This is a genomic window from Allokutzneria oryzae (assembly GCF_042429765.1).
Classification (GTDB): Bacteria; Actinomycetota; Actinomycetes; order Mycobacteriales; family Pseudonocardiaceae; genus Allokutzneria; species Allokutzneria oryzae.
Genome location: NZ_JBHLZU010000002.1, coordinates 39,084 through 60,743, shown reverse-complemented (window position 1 = coordinate 60,743; position 21,660 = coordinate 39,084). Strand labels below are relative to the sequence as shown.

The following is a 21,660-nucleotide window of genomic DNA, read 5'->3' as shown; positions in this document are numbered from 1 at the left end:
GCTACGGGGATCAGGCGGGCAGCATCGGGGCGATCTCCTCGGCCGCCTCCGGGCCGTACGCCTCGCTGAGGCGGCGCAGGCCCTCAGCGCGGTCGAAGGACCACTCCTGGGTGCCGACGGTCTCCAGCACGTTCACCGCGATCAGCGAGCCGAGCTGGGCGGCCCGCTCCAGCGGCAGGCCGCGGCTGAGCCCGGCGAGGAAGCCCGCGCGGAAGCCGTCGCCGACGCCGGTCGGGTCGGTCTTCGCGGTCTCCGGCACGGCCTGGACCTGCAGCGCGCCCACCTCGCGGCCGACGATCTCCACGCCCTTCTCGCCGAGCGTGGTGACCCGCATGCCGACCTGGTCGAGCACCTCGTCCTCGGTCCAGCCGGTCTTCTTCAGCAGCAGCTGGAGCTCGTAGTCGTTGGTGAACAGGTACTGCGCGCCGGTGACGAGCTTGCGGGCCTGCTCGCCGTCCATCCTGGCCAGCTGCTGCGAGGGGTCGGCGGCGAAGGCGTAGCCGCGCTGGCGGCACTCCTCGGTGTGCCGCAGCATCGCCTCGGGGTCGTTCGGGCTGATCAGCACCAGGTCCAGGCCGCCTGCGCGCTCGGCGACCGGGGCGAGCTCGATCTGGCGGGCCTCCGCCATGGCGCCCGCGTAGAACGACGCGATCTGGCACATGTCGTCGTCGGTGGTGCAGACGAAGCGCGCGGTGTGCTTCACCTCGGAGGTGTGCACCCCGGAGCAGTCGACGCCGTGCCGCTCCAGCCAGGAGCGGTAGTCGGCGAAGTCGGCACCGACGGCGCCCACCAGGACCGGTCTGTGGCCGAGCACGCCCATGCCGAAGGCGATGTTGGCGGCGATGCCGCCCCGGCGCACGACGAGGTCGTCCACCAGGAAGCTCAGCGACACCCGGTCGAGCTGGTCGGCCACGAGCTGCTCGGCGAACCGGCCGGGGAAGTGCATCAGATGGTCGGTTGCGATGCTTCCGGTGATCGCGACGGGCACGAAAGGCTCTCCTCGTTCGGCGGTGACGGCGGTCTGACCAGCCGACTTCACCCTTTCAGGTGCTCACCGGCCAACCGCGAAGACTACTGCCTGGTAGAGCTGTTCCACACCTTCCGAGGGTCATAACGTCCTCGATGTGACCAGCACCGAACCGAGCACCATGGCCGAGTTGATCAGGGACTGCGCGGACCTGCCGGAGTCGCTCCTTGCCAGCTCAGGGGTTGTTCCGCAGCAGCGCGCGGCGGCACCGTGGCAGGTGAGCGACGCCAACACCGCCCAGGTGCGTGACATGGACGACTACGGCTGCTGAAGCCGAAGTCCGGGCGAACGAAGAGGGACCGCGAGCACGGCTCGCGGTCCCTCTTCGTCGGTGAGGCTCAGTTGAACGAGTCCCCGCAGGCGCAGGAACCGGTGGCCTGCGGGTTGTCGATGGTGAAGCCCTGCTTCTCGATGGTGTCGACGAAGTCGATCACCGCGCCGTCCACGTAGGGGACGCTCATCCGGTCGACCGCGACCTTGAGGCCGTCGAACTCGCGGAAGGCGTCGCCGTCGAGCGTGCGCTCGTCGAAGAACAGCTGGTAGCGAAGGCCTGCGCACCCTCCGGGCTGGACGGCGATGCGCAGGTGCATGTCGTCGCGGCCCTCCTGGTCGAGCAGGGCCTTGGCCTTGGCGGCGGCCGCCTCGGTCATCGTGACGCCGTGGGTCGGCGTCTCCGTGCCGGTTTCCTGCGCAGAAGTCATGGTTCTCCCTCGGTCTTCCTGAGGCGCTACCTCGGCTGCAACGCATCGGATGGCCTGCTTGTTCCACATCCATGGTCGCACAGCGGCGACGGTGCTCTCAGCGACCGCCCCACTGCCTCGCCACGTGCGCGGCGAGGTCGGCGAGCGTGCCGGCCGGGTCGGCCATGGAGGCCTCGACGGAACCCGCGTGCTCGGCGACGGCATAGGAGTCCTCGATGCCGACGGCGGCCGACTCCCGCCTGCCGACGCTGACCTGACCTGCGAGCACCAGGCACGGCATGCCCCGCTCCGCGGCTCCCGCGGCGACGGCGGTGATCAGCTTTCCGCGCAGGGACTGCCAGTCGAAGCTGCCCTCCCCGGTGACCGCGAGCTGCACGGAGGCCAGCGCCGCGTCCAGCCCGGTGAGCTCGCGCACAAGTCCGGCACCCGAGACGACCTCGGCCCCGAGCGCGAGCAGTCCCGCGCCGAGCCCGCCGGCCGCTCCGGCTCCCGCGGTGTCGCGGACGTCCTTGCCCGTCGCCTCGGCGAGCACGTCGGCCCAGCGGCTCAACGCCAGCTCCAGCGCCTCGACCTCGGCAGCGTCCGCGCCCTTCTGCGGCCCGAAGGTGCGCGCGGCGCCGTGCCTGCCGAGCAGCACGTTCTCGACGTCCGACGCCATCACCAGCCGTGCGGGGAACTCCGGCGGCGCGGCGAGCCGGGCGCAGCCGGTGAGCGCTCCGCCGCCAGGGGCCAACTCGGTGCCGTCCTCGGCGAGGGGGGCTGCGCCGAGCGCGGCGAACAGCCCGGCGCCGCCGTCGGTGCTCGCCGAGCCGCCGAGGCCGATCACCACGGTGTGCACACCCGTGGCCAGGGCGGCGTTGACCAGCTCTCCGACGCCACGGGTGCTCGCACTGGAGGCGTCGCGGTCGGCGGGGGGAACGAGGTGGAGGCCGCACGCCTGGGCGCACTCGACGTAGGCGGTGCCGTCGTGTTCCAGCCAGTCGGCGCCGACTGGCTCGCCGAGCGGTCCGGTCACCGCGAGGCGGTGCACCGTGCCGCCGAGTGCCGCGTGCAGCACCTCGACGAAGCCGGGGCCGCCGTCGGCGAGCGGCCGGAGAACGAGCTCGTCGGCGGGGGCGGAACGACGCCACCCCAGGGCAATCGCCTCGGCGGCGGCCCTCGCGGAGAGGGTTCCGCCGAAGCAGTCAGGAGCAACGAGAATCCGCACGGGGCGGACGGTACATCTTCGCAAAACTCCCCTGTCCTACTCTGTACGCCGTGAGGTTCCTTCGCCGCATCTCAGCCGTAGACCCCACGAACCCCGAAGAGGAGGTCGTGGAGGTCAACTCGGACGTCGTTGACGGCCCGAAGGGGCACACCGCGGGCAAGGGAAAGCCCACCCCCAAGCGCCGCGAGGCCGAGGGTCGCCGCCGCGGTCCGGTCCCGCCGCCGCCGCGCACCCAGCGCGAGGCGCTGCGGCGCATGCGCGGCAACCAGGCCAGCAAGGAAGAGCGCCGCAAGGCCGCCCAGTTCCGCCGCGAGCGGATGATGGCCGGTGACGACAAGTACCTGCTGCCCCGCGACCGCGGCCCGGTGCGCGCGTACGTGCGCGACCTGGTGGACTCGCGGCGCAACCTCATGGGCCTGTTCATGCCGCTGGCGATCGTGGTGTTCATCGCGGTGCTGACGCCGAACCTGCTGGTGCAGCAGTACGCCAGCCTCGCGTGCATGTTCATGCTGCTGGCCATGCTCATCGAGGGCGTCATGCTCGGCCGCTTCGTGGCGAAGCGGGCGCGGCAGCGGTTCCCGGACGAGACGTTCAAGGGCTTCGCGCTCGGCTGGTACGCCTTCACCAGGGCGACCCAGCTGCGCAGGCTGCGCGTGCCCAAGCCGAGGGTGAGCTACAACCAGAAGGTGGGATAGCTCACCTACCTGGAGCGCGCTTCAGGTATTTAGCGGGGCGAACGAACCGGGTCTAGGCTTGGTGGCATGGAGTTTCGTCGTCTCGGCCGCAGTGGCCTTTCCGTCAGTGCCATCTCCTACGGCAACTGGATCACCCACGGTTCCCAGGTCGAGGAGGACCAGGCGCGCGCGTGCGTGAAGGCCGCGCTGGACGCGGGCATCACGACCTTCGACACCGCCGACGTCTACGCCAACACCAAGGCGGAGTCGGTTCTCGGGCGTGCGCTCGCCGGGCAGCGCCGGGAGAGCCTGGAGATCTTCACCAAGGTCTTCTGGCCGACCGGCCCCGGTGGCGAGAACGACAAGGGCCTGGGCCGCAAGCACATCATGGAGTCGGCCAACGCCTCCCTGAAGCGGCTCGGCACCGACTACATCGACCTCTACCAGGCCCACCGGTTCGACCGGACCGTGCCGCTGGAGGAGACGATGCTGGCCTTCGCCGACCTGGTGCGGCAGGGCAAGGTCCTCTACGTCGGCGTCTCGGAGTGGACCGCCGAGCAGATCAGCAGAGGCGCGGCCATCGCCCGCGAGCTGCGCGTGCCGTTCATCTCCAACCAGCCGCAGTACTCGGCGCTGTGGCGGATCATCGAGTCGCAGGTCGTGCCGACCAGTGAGCGCGAGGGCATCGGCCAGATCGTCTGGTCGCCGATCGCCCAGGGCGTGCTCACCGGCAAGTACAAGCCGGGTCAGCCGGTCCCGGCGGGCTCGCGCGCCACCGACGAGGGCGGCGGCAAGAACTTCGTCGCCCGCTTCCTGCGCGACGACGTGCTGGAGAAGGTGCAGCTGCTGGAGCCGGTCGCCAAGGAGGCCGGTCTGACCATGGCCCAGCTGGCCGTGGCCTGGGTGCTGCAGAACCCCAACGTCGCGTCGGCGATCATCGGCGCCTCCCGCCCGGAGCAGGTCGCCGAGAACGTCAAGGCCGCGGGCGTGAAGCTGGACGCGGAGATCATGAAGAAGATCGACGAGGCGCTCGACGGCGTCATCGAGTACGACCCCCGCCTCACCGTCACCCCGTAACCCCCTCTCGCCATTCGCGGGCTTATGGACGCTTTCGCGAACTCAAAACGGTCCATAAGCCCGCGAATGGCGGTCACTGCTCGGGTGGGTGCAGGCTCATCGGGCCGTAGACGGGGGTGTCACCGTCGAGCAGCGTGACCTGGTCGACCCCTCCGTCGAGCAGGTCGGGCCAGTTCTCCTCCAGCCACAGCTCCGCGTCGGACTGGTCCTCGAACTGCTCGTCCGGCCCGATCACGTCGGCCTCGGTCGAGTCTTGGTAACGCCATCGGTAGCTCACGTCGGCCTCCCTCTCGCTCGGCGAGCAAACGGTAACGTGGCGCCGACCGCGCCACGGGGAGGAAGCTGGTGAGTCGACGGACGCTGGTGCTCGGTGGCGCGCGTTCCGGCAAGTCCGCCCACGCCGAGGGCATCGCCCCCGCCGACTCCTCGGTCACCTACGTGGCGACCGCCCGGCGCTGGGCCTCCGACGAGGACTGGGAAGCCCGCATCGCCGACCACGTGCGGCGGCGGCCCGCGTGCTGGAGGACCGTCGAGACCGCGGACGGCCCCTCGCTGCCGAGCCTGCTCGACGCGGCGGGCCCGGACGAGTTGCTGCTGGTGGACGACCTCGCGACCTGGCTGACGGAGTCCCTCGACGCGGCGGGCGCCTGGGACGGCGGTTCGCGCGAGCCGGTGCGCGCCGACGCCGACGAGCTGGTCCGCGCGCTGACCGGGACGGCGGCGCGGGTGGTGCTGGTGTCCTCGGAGGTCGGGTTGGGCGTCCATCCGGCCACGCCTTCTGGCAGGCTCTTTCGCGACGAGCTCGGCAGGCTGAACGCCCGCGTCGCCGACGTGTGCGACACGGTCACGCTGCTCGTGGCGGGAATCCCGCTGCGGCTGCGCTGATCACCAAGACGGAGGTTGGAGTGTCCACTATGGACAACTCGGGACAGGACGACCCCGGAGTCTTCCCACCCATCACGGCACCCGACGACGAGATCCGCGACCGGGCCGTGGCGCGGCACACCCAGCTCACCAAGCCGGTGGGCTCGCTGGGCCGCCTTGAGGAGCTGGGCGCCTGGGTCTCGGCCTGCCAGGGCGTCTGCCCGCCGAAGCCGTTCGAGCGGCCCCGCGTCGTGGTCTTCGCCGGGGACCACGGCATCGCGACCCAGGGCGTCTCGGCCTACCCCAGCGAGGTCACCGCGCAGATGGTGGCGAACTTCCTCGCGGGTGGCGCCGCGGTCAACGTGCTCGCCACCGCGGCGGGCGCGACCGTGCGCGTTGTGGACGTCGCGGTCGCGGGCGAGACCTCCCCGACGGTGAGCAAGTTCAAGGTGCGCAACGGTTCCGGCCTCATCGACCGGGAGGACGCGCTCACCGCGGCGGAGACGGCCGCGGCGGTCAAGGCGGGCCGCGACATCGCCGACGAGGAGATCGACGGCGGCGCCGACGTGCTGGTCGCCGGGGACATGGGCATCGGCAACACGACCCCGTCGGCGGTGCTGATCGCGGCACTGACCGGTTCGGAGCCGGTGGCCGTGGTGGGCCGTGGCACGGGCATCGACGACCAGGGCTGGATGCGCAAGACGGCGGCGATCCGCGACGCGCTGCGCAGAGCCCGCAAGGTCGGGGCCGACCCGGTGGCGCTGCTGCGCACGGCGGGCGGCGCTGACCTGGCGGCGATGGCCGGCTTCCTGGCCCAGGCGGCGGCCCGGCGCACGCCGGTGGTCCTGGACGGAGTCGTGGTCGGCGCGGCCGCGATGGTCGCCGAGGAGCTCGCCCCTGGCGCCCGTGAGTGGTGGGTGGCCGGTCACCGCTCGGTGGAACCGGCGCACGCGATCGTGCTGGACCACCTGGACCTGAAGCCGATCCTGGACTTCGGCATGCGCCTCGGCGAGGGCTCGGGAGCCCTCACCGCGCTGCCGGTCCTCTCCGCCGCGACCAGGATCCTCGCGGAGATGGCCACCTTCGCCGACGCGGGTATCGCGGGCCCCGCCGACGCTCCCCAGCCCGCGGCCACTCCCCCTCCCGCCGCACAGGCGGCGGCCCCTGAGCCCAGCTTCACCGAACCCGTCCCGCCCGCCGAGCCCGAGCCACCGAAGTTCACGGTCGCGCCACCCCTGGACCTCTGAGCGCGCGGTGGGTGGAGTGCGGCTGGCGTTCTCCATGTTCAGCGTGGTCCCGGTGCGAGTGGACGAGGTCGACCGGGACACCGCGAAGGGGGCCATCGCGTGGGCACCGCTCGTGGGGCTGGTGCTCGGGGCCACCGCGACAGCCGTTGCGTTGGGGCTCAACGCGATCGGCCTGAGCCCGCTGCTCGTCGGAGTGCTCGTCGTGGGGCTGCTCGCGGCCACCACGCGCGGGATGCACGTGGACGGTCTGGGCGACGTCGCGGACGGCTTGGGCTGCTACGGGCCTCCTGAGCGGGCGTTGAAGGTCATGCACGATCCCGCCGCGGGCCCGTTCGCCGTGGTCGCGCTGATCGTGGCGTTGGGGGCGCAGGCGGCGGCCATCAGCGCGCTTGTCGCACAGAACCGTTGGGGCGCGATCACACTCGCGGTCGTCGCGGGCCGGGTCGCCTTCGGGTGGGGTTGCCGCCGCGGTGTGCCACCCGCGCAGAACAAGGGGCTCGGCGCGCTGGTGGCCGGGACGCAGCCAGTGCTCGTTCCGGTGGCGTGGACCCTCGCGCTGGCCGCCGCCGCTGCCGTGGTCCACCCGTGGCTGGGGCCGCTGGCCGTGCTGGGAGCCACCGTCGCCGTGCTCGGGTTGGTCTCGCACACGACCAGGCGGTTCGGCGGCGTCAACGGGGACGTGTTCGGCGCGTGCTGCGAGGTCGCCACGACCGTTGTCCTCGTCGTCCTGTCGGCGGTAAAAATTTTCTAAGCAGCGGCGGCGCCAGTAAGTTCCGGACAATGACCAAGCCGCTCATCGTGATCACCGGGGCCAGCTCCGGGATCGGCGCCGCGACGGCGCAGACCTTCGCGGAGCTGGGCCACCCCCTGCTCCTGCTGGCCCGCCGCCTCGACCGCCTTGAGGACCTCAAGCTGCCCGAGACGCTGTGCCGCGCGGTGGACGTGACCGACGCGAAGGCCGTCTCCGCCGCGGTCGCCGAGGCCGAGGCCCAGTACGGCCCCACCGACGCGATCGTGAACAACGCGGGCGTCATGCTGCTCGGTCACATCGCGAACCAGGCGCCCGCCGAGTGGCGCACCATGTTCGACGTCAACGTGCTCGGCCTCCTCAACGGCGTGCACGCGGTGCTGCCCGGCATGATCGAGCGCGGCCGAGGCACCGTGGTCAACGTCAGCTCCGTCGCCGGGCGCAAGGGTTTCCCCAACCACGCGGTCTACGGCGGCACCAAGTTCGCCGTGCACGCGATGTCGGAGAGCCTGCGCGAGGAGGTCGCGGGCAAGGGCGTGCGCGTCACCACGATCGCGCCGGGCGCGGTGGAGACCGAACTGCTCTCGCACACCACCGACGAGGGCATCAAGGCCGACTACCAGGCGTGGAAGGAGGCCAACGACGTGCTGACCTCCGAGGACGTCGCGGCCACCATCCGGTTCGCCTACGAGCAGCCGCAGCGGGTCTGCGTCCGCGAGGTCGTGCTCGCCGCGACCGCGCAGCAGGCGTAACCGAGAAGAGGGGCTCTGCCCACCGGACAGAGCCCCTCCCCGTCACAAGATCAGCCCAGCCGGTGCATCCAGCCGTGGGTGTCGGCGACCGCGCCGCGCTGCAGGTCGGTCAGGCCCTTGCGCAGCTTCATGGTCAGCTCGCCGGAGCCGCCGTCGCCGATGGTGAACTCGCCGCCCGCGTGCTTGACCCGGCCGACCGGGGTGATCACCGCGGCGGTGCCGCAGGCGAAGACCTCGGTGATCTCACCGGAGGCGACCCCCTTCTCCCACTCGTCGGTGGAGATGCGCCGCTCCTCCACCGGGTGGCCGAGGTCGGCGGCCAGCCCCAGCAGCGACGCCCTGGTGATGCCGGGCAGCAGCGTGCCGGTCAGCTCGGGGGTGACGATGCGGGCCTCGGCGCCGGAGCCGAGGACGAAGCACAGGTTCATCCCGCCCATCTCCTCCACCCAGCGGCGCTCCACCGCGTCGAGCCACACGACCTGGTCGCAGCCCTGCTCGGCGGCCTGAGCCTGGGCGAGCAGCGAGGCCGCGTAGTTGCCTGCGAACTTCGCCGCGCCGGTGCCGCCGGGGGCCGCGCGCACGTACTCGGTGCTCAGCCACACGCTGACCGGCTTGATGCCGCCCGCGAAGTACGCGCCCGCGGGCGAGGCGATCAGCAGGTAGCGGTACTCCTTGGCGGGGCGCACGCCGAGCCCGGCCTCGGTGGAGATCATGAACGGCCGCAGGTACAGCGACTCCTCGCCGCCCGCCGCGGGCACCCACTCGCGGTCGATGTCGACCAGTTCGCGCAGCGAGGCGAGGAACAGCTCGTCGGGCAGCTCCGGCATGGCCAGCCGCTGCGCCGAGGCGCGGAACCGCGCGGCGTTGGCGTCGGGGCGGAACGAGGCGACCGAGCCGTCCGGCTGCCGGTAGGCCTTGAGGCCCTCGAAGATGGCCTGGCCGTAGTGCAGCACCATGGCCGCCGGGTGGAGCGGGAAGGCGCCGTAGGGCAGCACGGCCGCGTTGTGCCAGCCCCGCTCGGGGTTCCACTCGATGCTGACCATGTGGTCGGTGAAGTGTTGCCCGAAGCCCGGATTGGCCAGTACCTGCGCCCGACGCTCCGCCGAAACGGGGTTCGGGTTGGACGTCCGGGAGAAGGGCGCTGTCGTCATGGCTGCACGATAAACCTTCTTCAGTCATCCGAACATCGCGATCCCGAACATCGGACGCCCGACTATTGCACGGACCGGAACTCACCGGCGTCGTGCGCGCTCACCAGGCGCTTGGGCGCGGTGCGCCGCCACGCCTCGCGGACGAGCTCGCCGATCTCCTTCGGGTCGGCGCCGCGCAGCTCGACGCTGACCCAGCCGAAGCGCCCGACGTAGTCCGCGACCGCGTAGACCTCCGGGTTGGCGGCGACCAGGGCCTCCTGCTCCTCCGGCGAGACCTTGATGGTGGCGCGGTGCCCGTCGCCGTCCATGGCCGCGAACATCTTGTCGCGGACGCGGAACGTCGGGTGCCCCCAGGTCTCCACCTCCTCGGACTCCAGCAGGTTCAGGGCCACGTCTCGGAAGTCCTCGGCGGAGAGCACGTCAGCGTTCCTCCATCACCTCGTCGGGAAGCGTCGGCAACGGCCAGCCGGGTTCCGGCCGGAAGTCGCACCACGTCCCATCGAAGGGGAAAAGTCCCGATTCGGCCAGGGCGATCATCCGTTCGCCCTCGGCGCGCAGCCGGTCGAGCTGCTCCTGGGTGATCTTCCCGGCCTCGATCGCCGCGACGGTCTCGTCCTCGTCCTTCCAGGACCAGCCGAGGTCGGGCCGCACCTCCACGTCGAGCACGCCGTCCACCCGCCGCACGCCGGTGTCGGTGCGGCCCAGCGGGATCTCCAGGTTGACGTACCAGTTCAGGAAGGTGCCGTCCGGCGCGAAGAACCACCAGACGCTGGACCACTCCTCCTCGAACACCAACCGCAGCGTGGAGCTGCCGTGCCAGGTGGAGCGCACCGGCACCCGCCCGAGCCGGAACCGCTGGTCCAGCGGCACGTCCCGCGGGTGCTCGCCGCCGGGCACGCGGGTGGCGCGCACCGGGGTGCCGTCGGGCACCCAGCACACCAGCCGCTCGCCGTCGTCGGAGAGCACCCGCGCCGGGGTCACCGAGCCGAGACTGCCGTCGTTGCGCCGGAAGGCGTAGAGGACTTCCTCTCCCGGCGCCCAGAGCCTCGCCGCCACTACTTGACGTTGGTCTGCACGAACGGCGGCTTCACGACCTCGCAGCGCAGCGAGCGGCCGCGCACGTCCAGCGTCACCTCGTCGCCGATCTTCACCCCGGCCGAGGTGTCCAGCAGCGCGAGCGCCACGCCGATCTTCAGCGTCGGGGAGAACGTGCCCGAGGTGGACTCGCCGATCCGCTCACCCCCGGCGTTGAGCACGTCCATGTGCGCGCGCGGCACACCGCGCTCCACCGCGCGCAGCCCGAAGAGCTTGCGGGCGGGACCGTCGGCCTTCTCCGCGCGCAGGGCCTCGTGGCCCCAGAACGCGTCCTTCTTCCAGCCGACCGCCCAGCCGGAACCGGCCTGCACCGGGCTGATCTCCAGGGAGAGGTCCTGACCGTGCAGCGGGTAGCCCATCTCGGTGCGCAGCGTGTCGCGCGCGCCGAGACCGCAGGCGCGGCCACCGAGCGGCTCCGCCGCGGCGAGCAGGGCGGTCCACAGCGCGGGCGTGTCGTCCCACTTCGGCAGCAGCTCGAAGCCGTGCTCGCCGGTGTAGCCGGTGCGGCAGACCCGGACCTGGCAGCCCTCCCACTCCGCGTCGGCGAAGGCCATGTAGTCCAGCTTGGTCGGCAGGCCGAGCGCCTCCAGCAGCTCCGAGGACTTCGGGCCCTGGACGGCCAGCACGCCGTAGCCGGTGTGCTGCTCGGTGACGGTGATCCCCTCCGGCGCGGCGGCGGCGAGCATCCGGCAGACCTCGGCGGTGTTCGCCGCGTTGGGCACGAGGAACACCTCGTCGTCGCTGACCAGGTAGGCGATCAGGTCGTCGACGACCCCGCCGGACTCCACGCAGCACAGGGTGTACTGGGCCTGGCCCGCGCCGATCTTGCGCAGGTCGTTGGTGAGGCAGGAGTTGACGAACTCCGCCGCGCCCGGCCCCGCGACGAGGGCCTTGCCCAGGTGCGAGACGTCGAAGACGCCGACCGCCTCGCGGACCGCGGTGTGCTCCGCGACGACTCCGCCGCCGGAGTACTGGATCGGCATCTCCCACCCGCCGAACGGCGCGAAGGTGGCGCCGAGCTCGCGGTGTGCGGCGTGCAGGGGACTGGTGCGCAGCTGAGAGTCACTCACAGAGCGAGAAACTACCGCCACCGATGCGAAACCAAAGCCCCCAGGCACGATCCCGCGACGAGCACCAGCAACGTGGTGAGCAACGTCATCGGCGGCAGGCTCATCGCGAGCATGACGGAGATGCCCAGGCCGAAGCACGCGATGCGCATCGGCCAGGTCCGGTTCGTGTCGACCAGCTGCACGCGCGTCGCGGCGTTGGCGAAGGCGTAGTGCACCAGCACGCAGCACGCCGCGAGGTGCACGGCCTGTGTCGTGTCCAGCAGCGGCAGGAGCAACGCGACGAACCCGCCGACGACCAGGTCGACCGGCCACGCCGTTCCCGCGCGCGCCAACCTGGCCAGGCCGGTCGCGACCTCGCGGTCGACCGCAGCCTGCATCATCATCCGCCGCATCGACGCCAGCACGAGCACCAGGCACGACGCGAGCGCCACCCCGGCGCCGAACTCGACCAGCGGCAGCATCACGGCTCCGTCGGCGGCGATCACCGCGTCCCGCAACGGGGTCGGCGACAACGCCAGCCGCGCCGGACCGAGCTGGTAGAGCAGCGCGATGCCGAGGAACGCGTAGAGCACCGCCACGATGCTGACCAGCACCGGAATGGAGCGCCGTCTCGTGCGCCAGCCGTGCTGCGGCTCGTCGTCACCGGGTGCCGTGACCCGCTCGAACCCGACGAAACCCAGGAACAGGATCGCGGCGGCGGTCATCAGGCTCCGCGGGTCGTTCGCTCCCGCCCGTAGGGGCACGGCGCCGGGCAGCTCAACCGGCGCGACCGCGAGGCACGCGGCGACCACCAGGACCAGCACCAGCAGGACGCCCCCGCTGATCAGCCACGCGAACCCGCTGCCCCAGCGCAGTCCGCTCGCGTTGAAGACCACCGCGGCGGCGAGCACGCCGAACGCGGCGATGCGGGGCTGCTCGGGGAAGACGTACTGGCCGAAGGTCACCGCGAGCAGCACGGCGACGCAGCCCAGCGCGACGAAGCGCCCGGTGCCAGCGACGCGCCCCGGCCAGCGACCCATGTACTCGCGGATCGAGGAGCGCTCCGACGTGGAGTACATGGCGCACAGAGCGGCGACGGCGGAGAGCGCGAGCCCGACGAGCATCCAGGCGCCCGAAGCCGCCGCGGCGGGCGCCGCGAGCAGGAACGGGCCGAGGCCGAGCATGCCGCCGAGACCGAGGACGACGGCGGCGGGGATCCGGGCCGCCGGACGACGACCGGTGACGGGGTGCTGCGGCTCGACTGCCACGCGCACACGGTATGCCCCGGCCCATCGTCACGCACAGCCACCTGACGGCTGACAACACGCCGTTCGCGTTTACCATCCGGTAGCGGATGGTCGTGCCGACATCGGCCGGACCGGTGAGGTGTCCGGTTGGGCGATGCCACGGCCCTTTCGAGACTCGAACCAGCCATCACCGATCCGGCACCGCCGCCGGACCACGACGAGGAGCAAGCGTGACCGTCCCCAAGCTAGCGCTCACCGACAGTGACCCCACCACCGCCGCGACCGACACCGTCGTCATCGGCACCGTGCAGGGGGCGGACGGCCTGGCGCTCGCCGACGGCGCGGCCGCGGTGGACGCCGCGTTCGACGGCAAGCTCGTCGAGCTGCTGGAGACCCTGGGCGCCACCGGCAAGGCCGAGGAGGTCGTGAAGCTGCCGACCGCGGGCAAGCTGACCGCCGCCCTGGTGGTCGCGGTCGGCCTCGGCGCGCCGAACGCCGACGGCGTGGTCAGCGCGGAGCAGGTCCGCAGGGCCACCGGCGCGGGCGCGCGGGCGCTCAACGGCACCGGCCGGGTGCTGAGCACCCTCGGCGCGGTGGACCTGGCCGCGGCCGTCGAGGGCCACGTGCTCGGCGGCTACACCTTCACCGCCTACAAGTCCGACCAGGACAAGAAGCCGGCCGCCACCAAGATCGAGTTCACCACCGGCGCGGGCGCCAAGGACAAGGCGGCCAAGGCGAAGCTGAAGGCCGCGACCGCGATCGCCGAGGCCGTCTGGACCGCGCGCGACTTCGTCAACACCCCGCCCAACGACCTGTACCCGGCCTCCTTCGCCGAGCGCGCGCAGAAGCTGGGCGAGGCCGCGGGCCTGACCGTCGAGGTGCTCGACGAGAAGGCGCTGCGCAAGGGCGGCTACGGCGGCATCCTCGGCGTCGGCGGCGGTTCCTCCCGCAAGCCGCGCCTGGTCCGGCTGAGCTACAAGGGCGCCAAGGCCCGCAAGAAGGTCGCGCTCGTCGGCAAGGGCATCACCTTCGACACCGGCGGCATCTCGATCAAGCCCGCGGGCGAGATGCACCACATGACCAGCGACATGGCCGGCGCGGCCGCGGTCGTGGCCACCGTGGTGCTCGCCGCGAAGCTCAAGTACCCGCTGGAGGTCGTCGCGACCGTGCCGATGGCGGAGAACATGCCCGGCGGCGAGTCCTACCGCCCCGGCGACGTGCTGACCATCCTCGGCGGCAAGACCGTCGAGGTGCAGAACACCGACGCGGAGGGCCGCCTGATCCTGGCCGACGCGATGGTGCGCGCCTGCCAGGACGGCCCGGACTACCTGATCGACACCGCCACCCTGACCGGCGCGCAGGTCGTCGCGCTCGGCAAGCGCACGGCGGGCGTCATGGGCACCGAGGACTTCCGCGACCGCGTCGCCGCGATCGGCCGCGCCACTGGCGAGGGCGGCTGGGCCATGCCGCTGCCGGAGGAGCTGCGCGCCGACCTGAGCTCGAACATCGCCGACCTGGCCAACATCACCGGCCACCGCTGGGGCGGCATGCTCTCCGCCGGCATCTTCCTGCGCGAGTTCGTCGCCGAGGGCGTGGAGTGGGCGCACGTCGACGTGGCGGGCCCGGCCTACAACACCGGCGGGCCGTGGGGCTACACCACCAAGGGCGGCACCGGCCAGCCGGTCCGCACCCTCGCCGCGGTGCTCGCCGACATCGCCGAGAACGGCTGATCTCCGAGCACGTCCGGCACGAGCGCGCTTCGGACCCACGCGAAAGGCACCCCGGTCACGGGGTGCCTTTCGTCGTGTCGGCCGGGGTCAGCCGCCCAGCTCGTCGCGCTGGGCGCGCTTCTTCAGCACCCGCTGCCGTTCGGTGTACTCGCGCATGCGTCTGGGGTAACCGACCAGTGCCACGTCGTAGACGGGAATGCCCAGCTTGCGCCCGAGTTTGCGGGCGCCTTCCGGCCCGTCGACGCGCCTGCGGGTCCACTCGCCGTCATGGGCGATGAGCACCACAGTGGTTTCCGTCACCGTCGTCTTGGGCTCGACGTACGCCTCGACGCCCCGCCGCTGCCGGGCCCACGCCATGAGGTGGTCGGTGTCGTCGTTGGACGATCCCCGCAGCGTCCCGGGCTTCCGCCGCTTCCGGAACCGGTCGAACAGCCCCATAACGACACCTCCTTCACCTGGTTGTCAGATCTTGCCAGCAGGCGTGTCGGGCCGTCGTTGTGATCCATCGGCTGTCATCCGGAGGACTTCTCGGGACACGCGTACCGGGCCGCGTCGCCAACAGAGCCGAACAGGTGACAAGATGGCGCTTGCCCGCGCGCCTACCGGCGCACATGGCACTCATGACCTGAAGTCAACGTTGCCTCCTCAGAGGAGATGCTGTGACCGACACCTCCGCCGACCTCGTGATCCTCGGCGGCGGCTCGGGCGGCTATGCCTGCGCGTTCCGCGCGGCCGAGCTCGGCCTGTCCGTCGTTCTGGTGGAGAAGGACAAGCTCGGGGGAACCTGCCTGCACCGCGGTTGCATCCCGACCAAGGCCCTGCTGCACGCGGCCGAGGTGGCCGACAACGCCCGCGAGGGTGACCAGTTCGGCGTGAAGAGCTCGCTCGCGGGCATCGACATGGCCGGGGTGAACTCCTACAAGGACGGCATCGTCGGCGGCCTGTACAAGGGCCTGCAGGGCCTGGCCAAGGCCAACAAGGTCACCCTGGTCGAGGGCACCGGCACCTTCGTCGGCCCGAACACCGTCGAGGTGAACGGCGACCGCTACACCGGCAAGAACGTGGTGCTGGCGACCGGTTCCTACGCCAAGAGCCTGCCCGGCCTCGAGATCGGCGGCCGGATCATCACCAGTGACCAGGCGCTCAACCTCGACTACGTGCCGCAGAAGGCGATCGTGCTCGGCGGCGGCGTCATCGGCGTGGAGTTCGCCAGCGTGTGGCGTTCCTTCGGCGCCGAGGTCACCATCATCGAGGCGCTGCCCCGGCTGGTCCCGTCCGAGGACGAGTGGGCCTCCAAGCAGCTGGAGCGGGCCTTCCGCAAGCGCGGCATCACCTTCAAGACCGGCGTGCGCTTCACCGGCGCCTCGCAGACCGACACCTCGGTCTCGGTCAACCTGGAGTCCGGCGAGACCCTTGAGGCCGACCTGCTGCTCGTCGCCGTCGGCCGCGGCCCCAACAGCGCGGGCCACGGCTACGAGGAGGCCGGTCTGCGCACCGAGCGCGGCTTCGTGCTCACCGACGAGCGCCTGCGCACCAACCTGCCCGGCGTCTTCGCCGTCGGCGACCTGGTGCCCGGCCTGCAGCTGGCGCACCGCGGCTTCCAGCAGGGCATCTTCATCGCCGAGGAGATCGCGGGCCTGAACCCGCGGGTCATCGACGAGGCGGGCATCCCGCGGGTGACCTACTGCAAGCCCGAGGTCGCCTCGGTCGGCCTGACCGAGTCCGCGGCCAAGGAGAAGTACGGCTCCGTCGAGACCTACGTCTACAACCTGGCGGGCAACGGCAAGAGCCAGATCCTCAAGACCGCCGGTGGGGTCAAGCTGGTCAAGGCCCCGGAGGGCCCGGTGGTCGGCATCACCCTGGTCGGCGAGCGCGTCGGCGAGCTCATCGGTGAGGCCCAGCTGATCTACAGCTGGGAGGCCTTCCCCGAGGACGTCGCCCCGCTCATCCACGCCCACCCGACCCAGAACGAAGCCCTGGGCGAGGCCTTCCTCGCCCTGGCCGGCAAGCCGCTGCACGTGCACGGCTGACGTCGGCACGAAGCGAAGTCAGCCACACGAGCCACGAAAGCGCGAGGAGTCAGCGAGAGATGGCCTTCTCAGTCCAGATGCCGGCCCTGGGTGAAAGCGTCACGGAGGGCACCGTCACCCGGTGGTTGAAGCAGGAGGGCGACCGGGTTGAGGTGGACGAGCCGTTGCTCGAAGTGTCCACCGACAAGGTCGACACCGAGATCCCCTCGCCCGCGGCGGGCGTGCTTCAGCGCATCGTCGTCGCCGAGGACGAGACCGTCGACGTGGGCGCCGAGCTCGCGGTGATCGGGGACGGCGACGGCGGCGGGTCCGCCGCGCCCGCCCCCGCACCGCAGGCCGCCGCCCCCGCCGAGCCCCAGTCCCAGCCCGAGCCGGCGGCCCAGCCCGAGCCCGCCCCCGCACCGTCCGCCGGGTCCTCCGGCGGGTCGGCCGAGGGCACCGACGTGACCATGCCCGCGCTCGGCGAGAGCGTCACCGAGGGCACCGTCACCCGGTGGCTCAAGCAGGTCGGTGACACGGTCGCGGCCGACGAGCCGCTGTTGGAGGTCTCCACCGACAAGGTCGACACCGAGATCCCCTCGCCCGCGGCGGGGACCCTGCTGGAGATCGTCGTCGGTGAGGACGAGACCGTCGACGTGGGCGCGAAGCTCGCGGTGATCGGCAGCGGCGACGCCAAGCCCGCCGCGGCCCCGGCCCCCGCGCCCGCCGCGCCCGCCCCGGCCCCCCAGGCCGAGGCTCCCAAGCCCGCCCCCGCCGCTCCGGCGCCCACCCCGGCACCGGCTCCGGCTCCCGCGCAGGTCGCGGAGCAGGCGAGCACCAACGGTGACGCGGGCGGCTCGCCCTACGTCACCCCGCTGGTGCGCAAGCTGGCCGCGGAGCACCAGATCGACCTCAACTCCCTGAAGGGAACCGGGGTCGGCGGCCGCATCCGCAAGCAGGACGTGCTCGCCGCGGTCGAGGAGGCCAAGGCGGCCAAGGCCGCTCCGGCCCCCGCGGCCGCTCCCGCCGCGCCCAAGGCGGCGGCCCCGGCCTCCGCCCAGCCCTCGGCCCAGGCCCAGGCGCTGCGCGGCAAGACCGAGAAGCTCTCCCGTCCGCGCCAGGTCATCGCGCGCCGGATGCGGGAGTCGCTGCAGGCCACCGCGCAGCTGACCACCGTGGTCGAGGTGGACGTCACCAAGATCGCGCGGCTGCGCCAGCGGGCGAAGGGCCAGTTCGAGGCCCGTGAGGGCGTCAAGCTGTCCTTCCTGCCGTTCTTCGCGAAGGCGGCGGTCGAGGCGCTCAAGCAGCACCCGGTGCTCAACGCCTCGATCAACGAGGACGCCAAGGAGGTCACCTACCACGCGGAGGAGAACCTCGTCATCGCGGTGGACACCGAGAAGGGCCTGATGGTCCCGGTGATCCACAACGCCGGCGACCTGAACCTCGCGGGCCTGGCCCGCAAGATCGCCGACGTCGCGGAGCGCACCCGGACCAACAAGATCGGTCCGGACGAGCTCAGCGGTGGCACCTTCACGCTGACCAACACCGGCAGCCGCGGCGCGCTGTTCGACACGCCGATCTTCACGCCGCCGCAGGTGGGCATCCTGGGCACGGGCGCTGTGGTCAAGCGCGCCGTCGTGGTGTCCGACGGCTCGGGCGGCGACACGATCGCCATCCGCTCGATGGTCTACCTGGCCCTGTCCTACGACCACCGCCTGGTCGACGGTGCGGACGCCGCGCGCTTCCTCACCACGGTCAAGCAGCGCCTCGAAGAGGGCGCGTTCGAGGCCGACCTCGGCCTCTGATCGCTCAGCACACACGAAGCGGCCCCCGGAGCTGGTGCTCCGGGGGCCGCTTCACATCCCGCGCTCTCCGGGAGGGCGGAAGGCTATGCGACGACGCCTTCCAAGGGCTCGCCGCTGGTGATCGGAATGGCCTCCAGCACCTGTACCGGCAGGTCGAAGCCCTCGACCAGCGTTGCCATCTCGGGCGCGAGGTCCTCAAGCAGGGCGTTGACCGTCTCGTGCAGGCTGCCGACGAGGTCGGCGGTGATGTGGCCCTCCGCGAGCAGGTCGCCGGTGTGGGCGGCGAGGTAGTCCAGGGCGAAGAGCGTGCAGAGTCGGCGCAAGAGTGCCCTGGCGGCCGGATCACCCGACTCGTCGGCCGCGGCGAGGAACGCGTCGGTGGCCAGCAGCCGGGCATAGGCCTCCGTCGCCTCGGTGGCCGGAGCGACCGCGGCGTTCCACCGCCGCAGCGAGTCGCTGTTCCGGTCCCGCCGCAGCGCCGTGTGCGCTCGGGCGTGCCAGGTCCGGGCGACAGCGGCGACGAGGTCGCGGAGGAACTCCGGATCGGTCCACTCCCCCGCTCCGCTGGTCTCGCGCCGGGTCGCCACTGTCGCGCGGTCGAACTCGAACATCATCTCGGCGCTGGCCTTGACCCAGATGACGAGGTTGTCGCCCTCGGCGGTGATAGCGCCCTCAAGGTCGTTGGCGAGTTCGGCCAGCCGGTTCGCCAGGAACAGTCCCTGCGCGCCGCAGCGTTCGCGGCACTGGTCGAGGATCGTCCGTGCCTGCCAGGTGATCCAGCCCTTCGAGATGGCGACGAGGCGTTCGGCCTCGGCTGCGGTCGCCGGATCGCGGTCGGCCCAACAGGTCTCGACCGACCGGTGCAGGAAGGTCATCGCGTAGGCGGTGGCCATGCCCTTGAGCAGCGGGGCGTGGTGGCTGCGGATCTCCGCGAGCGGCACCCTGCTTCCCGTTCTCGCTCCGGCGATGGTCCGCCGCTCGGCGTAGCGGACCGCGATCGCCAGCGCGACCCTGGTGCCGCCGAGCGCGCTGGCGGTGAGGCACAGCTTTCCGACGGTGACCCGCGCGATGCTGCGCAGCACCCGCTTGCGGAGGCTGCCGTGCGCGCTGTCGAACGAGCCGTCGTCGGCGATGCGGCCGTGTTCGCTCTCCAGCAACGCTTCCCGTGGCAGGCGCACGTGCTCGAAGTAGGTCAGGCAGTGGTCGATCGGGCTGCCGACGCGTTCGGGCAACGGCTGGACGTGTACTCCCGGCAGGAATCCCCGCTCGTCGGACAGCGGCACCAGGAACAGGAAAACGCCGTGGTCCTGGCCGTCGATGATGAGCCGAGCCGCGACGACCCCGCTCTTGGGACCACCGACGAGGCTGGTGTTGGGCATGAACTTCCGCGCGCCCTCGGACGGCGTGTGCAGGACGAACTCCGCCGTAGTGCGGTCGTACTCGGCCGTCGTCTCCAGTGCGATGACGTCGTTGCCGTGTGCGACCTCGGTGCACAGGAAGGTCCCGGTCCGCCGCAAGGTGGTGAAGTCCGCCAGCTCGCGTTTCGGGTGGGTGTCGTGGTCGAGCAGGCTGCCGAGGAAGAGGTTGTAGTGGATTCCGGCGACGGTGGCCGTCGCCGGATCGACCATGGCGGTCCACTCGTGCATGCTGGCCAGCTGACGCGGGTCCGCGGCCAGCCGGTCGCCGTGTTCGACGGAGTCCTGTAACGCCCGCAACCGCTCGTAGGAGAGCGCGACCCGCTGAGTCGGGTCGAGGCCCTCCGCACGCCGGAACACCTCCGTGACGATGATCTGCCGCCACGGCAGATGGACGGCGTCACGGTCCGGACCGAACAGGGCGCCGGCGAGCGCGGAGGCGGTCGGGCCGAGTGGTCTGTCGTTCACGATTCTCCTTGACAGGCGAGGGCGCGCCCGCGCATCCGAACGCGGCCGCCCTTCGCGGGGACGATGGTCACGGACATGAGCCGCGCCGCCTCCAAAGGTCCCGTCGGCTCCGGGACCGCGATCTTGAGGACCCCTCTCAGCACGGTCTCGATCTCCAGCTGGGCCATGGCCGTTCCGATGCAGCGCCGCACACCGCCGCCGAACGGGGTCAGCGAGTACGGCGGGACGTTGGCGTCGAGATGGCGTTGCGGCCGGAATGCCTCGGGGTCCGGCCAGAGCTCGGGGTCGAGGTGGGTGACGGAGAACAGCGCGGCGACGAAGGCGTCCTTGGGCACCGGCCGCCCGCCGAGCTCGGTGTCCCGCGTCGCGGTGCGGATGGAGGAGTAGACCGCGGGCCGCAGCCGCATCGCCTCGGTGATGGTCGCTTTCAGCAGGGTGTCCGAGCCCGCGTCGAGGTCGTCGATGAGCTCGTCGCGCGCGACCGGGTTGTGCGCGAGGAAGTGGATCACCCAGGCGATCGTGGTCGCGGTGGTCTCGTACCCGGCCATCACCAGCCCGGCGAGCTCGTCCCGGACCTCCTCGTCGGTCAGCCCGACGCCGTGCTCGTCCCGCGCCTCCAGCAGCAGGGACAGCACGTCATCGGCTCCGGGCGCGGCACGGCGCGTGCTGATCTCCTCCAGCAGCAGGGCGTGCACCCTCGCGCGGAGCCGGACGAAGCGCCCGCCCGGCGAGTACCGGCCGAGGTCGCGCTGCAGAGGTTTCGGCAGAGACAGAACGGTAAGATTCCCCATTCCGACGAACTCGTTCAACGCGTCCCGGAAGACCGCCAGCCGAGCCGGATCGCTCACGCCGAAGACAACCTGCAGGATGACGTCGATGGTGAGCCTTTGCGCCCATGCGCGAACAGGACCCCCACCCTCGCCGAGCAATCCCGGCAGTTCGTTCTCAACCGAAACCTGGATTCGCTCCGACCACCGAGCTATGCGCTTTCCGTGAAACGGCGGCAGCAGCAGCTTGCGGTTGCGCAGGTGTCGCGGCGGCGGCGTGCAGATCAGCGAGCCCGCTCCTACGGCAGGAGCGAGGAACGAGGCGGCCTCACCTCCGACGAAGCGGTCCTGGTCGGTCAGCACGGCTCGGATGCTCGTGGGATCGGTCGCGCACACGAGCGCGCCCCGATAAGGGAACATGCGCAGCGAAAAAACGGGGCCGAGCCGTCGCCGCAGCGACAGTCCATACCCCTGCGGATTTGACAGCATCCGCGCCGTCTGTACAACACGTGGCGCATTGGCGGCGGGCGGAAAAATCTTCGGGTCCCACCTCGGCTCGCGCGCGAACGCGTCACTCATTAATTCACCTTCTTCCAGCATCCCGTCGCCCCAGAATGCACACAACCT

The 21,660-nt window shown here is 71.5% G+C and carries 22 protein-coding genes; 10 read left to right on the top strand and 12 right to left on the bottom strand.

Annotated elements, in window-relative coordinates:
* Positions 1–10 precede the first annotated feature (10 nt).
* On the bottom strand, positions 11–946 hold the full coding sequence (locus ACFFQA_RS00645; RefSeq protein WP_377850184.1) for a carbohydrate kinase family protein: 936 nt from the start codon (positions 944–946) through the stop codon (positions 11–13).
* Between the two features lie 178 nt (positions 947–1,124).
* Between ACFFQA_RS00645 and ACFFQA_RS00640 the strand changes: the two genes are divergently transcribed.
* Positions 1,125–1,298 carry a hypothetical protein gene (locus ACFFQA_RS00640; protein ID WP_377849521.1) on the top strand — a complete coding sequence of 58 codons (174 nt, stop codon included), beginning with the start codon at positions 1,125–1,127 and terminating at the stop codon, positions 1,296–1,298.
* Between the two features lie 67 nt (positions 1,299–1,365).
* Here the strand turns inward: ACFFQA_RS00640 and ACFFQA_RS00635 are convergent, their stop codons facing one another.
* Complete coding sequence (locus ACFFQA_RS00635; protein ID WP_377849520.1) at positions 1,366–1,728, bottom strand: HesB/IscA family protein; 363 nt, start codon at positions 1,726–1,728, stop codon at positions 1,366–1,368.
* Between the two features lie 97 nt (positions 1,729–1,825).
* Positions 1,826–2,935, bottom strand: a complete 1,110-nt coding sequence (locus ACFFQA_RS00630) for a glycerate kinase family protein (protein WP_377849519.1) — start codon at positions 2,933–2,935, stop codon at positions 1,826–1,828.
* Positions 2,936–2,985: 50 nt separating this feature from the next.
* On the opposite strand from ACFFQA_RS00630, the gene ACFFQA_RS00625 reads away from it, so the two are divergent.
* Entirely contained in the window at positions 2,986–3,630 is a 645-nt protein-coding gene (locus ACFFQA_RS00625) for a DUF3043 domain-containing protein (RefSeq protein WP_377849518.1), read from the top strand.
* Between the two features lie 66 nt (positions 3,631–3,696).
* Positions 3,697–4,686 (top strand): aldo/keto reductase family protein, encoded by a 990-nt coding sequence (locus ACFFQA_RS00620; RefSeq protein ID WP_377849517.1) that lies wholly within the window; start codon positions 3,697–3,699, stop codon positions 4,684–4,686.
* 73 nt (positions 4,687–4,759) lie between these two features.
* Here ACFFQA_RS00620 and ACFFQA_RS00615 read toward each other — a convergent pair whose 3' ends face one another.
* Positions 4,760–4,963 (bottom strand): hypothetical protein, encoded by a 204-nt coding sequence (locus ACFFQA_RS00615; protein ID WP_377849516.1) that lies wholly within the window; start codon positions 4,961–4,963, stop codon positions 4,760–4,762.
* 68 nt (positions 4,964–5,031) lie between these two features.
* On the opposite strand from ACFFQA_RS00615, the gene cobU reads away from it, so the two are divergent.
* The 4 genes from cobU to ACFFQA_RS00595 are packed head-to-tail and all read left to right on the top strand — an operon-like array spanning position 5,032 to position 8,297.
* Positions 5,032–5,571, top strand: a complete 540-nt coding sequence (cobU, locus tag ACFFQA_RS00610) for a bifunctional adenosylcobinamide kinase/adenosylcobinamide-phosphate guanylyltransferase (RefSeq protein ID WP_377849515.1) — start codon at positions 5,032–5,034, stop codon at positions 5,569–5,571.
* 29 nt (positions 5,572–5,600) lie between these two features.
* A complete protein-coding gene (cobT, locus tag ACFFQA_RS00605; RefSeq protein WP_377849514.1) occupies positions 5,601–6,797 on the top strand; it encodes a nicotinate-nucleotide--dimethylbenzimidazole phosphoribosyltransferase in 1,197 nt (398 codons plus the stop codon).
* Between the two features lie 16 nt (positions 6,798–6,813).
* A complete protein-coding gene (locus ACFFQA_RS00600; protein ID WP_377849513.1) occupies positions 6,814–7,548 on the top strand; it encodes an adenosylcobinamide-GDP ribazoletransferase in 735 nt (244 codons plus the stop codon).
* Positions 7,549–7,577: 29 nt separating this feature from the next.
* Entirely contained in the window at positions 7,578–8,297 is a 720-nt protein-coding gene (locus tag ACFFQA_RS00595) for an SDR family oxidoreductase (protein ID WP_377849512.1), read from the top strand.
* A gap of 50 nt (positions 8,298–8,347) precedes the next feature.
* On the opposite strand, the gene ACFFQA_RS00590 is transcribed toward ACFFQA_RS00595, so the two are convergent.
* The 5 genes from ACFFQA_RS00590 to ACFFQA_RS00570 form a co-directional block, all read right to left on the bottom strand.
* On the bottom strand, positions 8,348–9,448 hold the full coding sequence (locus tag ACFFQA_RS00590; protein ID WP_377849511.1) for a branched-chain amino acid aminotransferase: 1,101 nt from the start codon (positions 9,446–9,448) through the stop codon (positions 8,348–8,350).
* 62 nt (positions 9,449–9,510) lie between these two features.
* A complete protein-coding gene (locus tag ACFFQA_RS00585; RefSeq protein WP_377849510.1) occupies positions 9,511–9,867 on the bottom strand; it encodes an MmcQ/YjbR family DNA-binding protein in 357 nt (118 codons plus the stop codon).
* Between the two features lies 1 nt (position 9,868).
* Positions 9,869–10,504: a DUF402 domain-containing protein gene (locus tag ACFFQA_RS00580; RefSeq protein ID WP_377849509.1), complete on the bottom strand. Its 636-nt coding sequence runs from the start codon at positions 10,502–10,504 to the stop codon at positions 9,869–9,871.
* Positions 10,504–11,613, bottom strand: a complete 1,110-nt coding sequence (gene gcvT, locus ACFFQA_RS00575) for a glycine cleavage system aminomethyltransferase GcvT (protein WP_377849508.1) — start codon at positions 11,611–11,613, stop codon at positions 10,504–10,506. Before gcvT ends, ACFFQA_RS00580 begins: the two co-directional genes overlap by 1 nt.
* Positions 11,614–11,624: 11 nt before the next feature.
* Positions 11,625–12,860: an APC family permease gene (locus ACFFQA_RS00570; RefSeq protein ID WP_377849507.1), complete on the bottom strand. Its 1,236-nt coding sequence runs from the start codon at positions 12,858–12,860 to the stop codon at positions 11,625–11,627.
* A gap of 209 nt (positions 12,861–13,069) precedes the next feature.
* Between ACFFQA_RS00570 and ACFFQA_RS00565 the strand changes: the two genes are divergently transcribed.
* On the top strand, positions 13,070–14,569 hold the full coding sequence (locus ACFFQA_RS00565; RefSeq protein ID WP_377849505.1) for a leucyl aminopeptidase: 1,500 nt from the start codon (positions 13,070–13,072) through the stop codon (positions 14,567–14,569).
* A gap of 87 nt (positions 14,570–14,656) precedes the next feature.
* Here the strand turns inward: ACFFQA_RS00565 and ACFFQA_RS00560 are convergent, their stop codons facing one another.
* Positions 14,657–15,007 (bottom strand): oxidoreductase, encoded by a 351-nt coding sequence (locus tag ACFFQA_RS00560; RefSeq protein ID WP_377849504.1) that lies wholly within the window; start codon positions 15,005–15,007, stop codon positions 14,657–14,659.
* Between the two features lie 221 nt (positions 15,008–15,228).
* Here ACFFQA_RS00560 and lpdA point away from each other — a divergent pair, with 221 nt between their 5' ends.
* On the top strand, positions 15,229–16,599 hold the full coding sequence (gene lpdA, locus ACFFQA_RS00555) for a dihydrolipoyl dehydrogenase (RefSeq protein ID WP_377849503.1): 1,371 nt from the start codon (positions 15,229–15,231) through the stop codon (positions 16,597–16,599).
* A gap of 59 nt (positions 16,600–16,658) precedes the next feature.
* On the top strand, positions 16,659–18,383 hold the full coding sequence (gene sucB / locus ACFFQA_RS00550; protein ID WP_377849502.1) for a 2-oxoglutarate dehydrogenase, E2 component, dihydrolipoamide succinyltransferase: 1,725 nt from the start codon (positions 16,659–16,661) through the stop codon (positions 18,381–18,383).
* Between the two features lie 83 nt (positions 18,384–18,466).
* Here the strand turns inward: sucB and ACFFQA_RS00545 are convergent, their stop codons facing one another.
* Together ACFFQA_RS00545 and ACFFQA_RS00540 are read right to left on the bottom strand one after the other, a co-directional pair.
* Positions 18,467–20,266: an acyl-CoA dehydrogenase family protein gene (locus ACFFQA_RS00545; protein WP_377849501.1), complete on the bottom strand. Its 1,800-nt coding sequence runs from the start codon at positions 20,264–20,266 to the stop codon at positions 18,467–18,469.
* Positions 20,263–21,612 (bottom strand): cytochrome P450, encoded by a 1,350-nt coding sequence (locus tag ACFFQA_RS00540; RefSeq protein WP_377849500.1) that lies wholly within the window; start codon positions 21,610–21,612, stop codon positions 20,263–20,265. Before ACFFQA_RS00540 ends, ACFFQA_RS00545 begins: the two co-directional genes overlap by 4 nt.
* Positions 21,613–21,660: the final 48 nt, after the last annotated feature.

What these genes read in the sequence shown, in the direction of transcription:
- ACFFQA_RS00645 (WP_377850184.1), bottom strand. Translation starts at nt 946, where the DNA reads ATGCACTTCCCCGGCCGGTTCGCCGAGCAGCTCGTGGCCGACCAGCTC.
- ACFFQA_RS00590 (WP_377849511.1), bottom strand. Translation starts at nt 9,448, where the DNA reads ATGACGACAGCGCCCTTCTCCCGGACGTCCAACCCGAACCCCGTTTCG.
- ACFFQA_RS00560 (WP_377849504.1), bottom strand. Translation starts at nt 15,007, where the DNA reads ATGGGGCTGTTCGACCGGTTCCGGAAGCGGCGGAAGCCCGGGACGCTG.
- cobT (WP_377849514.1), top strand. Translation starts at nt 5,601, where the DNA reads ATGGACAACTCGGGACAGGACGACCCCGGAGTCTTCCCACCCATCACG.
- ACFFQA_RS00540 (WP_377849500.1), bottom strand. Translation starts at nt 21,612, where the DNA reads ATGAGTGACGCGTTCGCGCGCGAGCCGAGGTGGGACCCGAAGATTTTT.
- ACFFQA_RS00635 (WP_377849520.1), bottom strand. Translation starts at nt 1,728, where the DNA reads ATGACTTCTGCGCAGGAAACCGGCACGGAGACGCCGACCCACGGCGTC.
- ACFFQA_RS00595 (WP_377849512.1), top strand. Translation starts at nt 7,578, where the DNA reads ATGACCAAGCCGCTCATCGTGATCACCGGGGCCAGCTCCGGGATCGGC.
- ACFFQA_RS00620 (WP_377849517.1), top strand. Translation starts at nt 3,697, where the DNA reads ATGGAGTTTCGTCGTCTCGGCCGCAGTGGCCTTTCCGTCAGTGCCATC.
- sucB (WP_377849502.1), top strand. Translation starts at nt 16,659, where the DNA reads ATGGCCTTCTCAGTCCAGATGCCGGCCCTGGGTGAAAGCGTCACGGAG.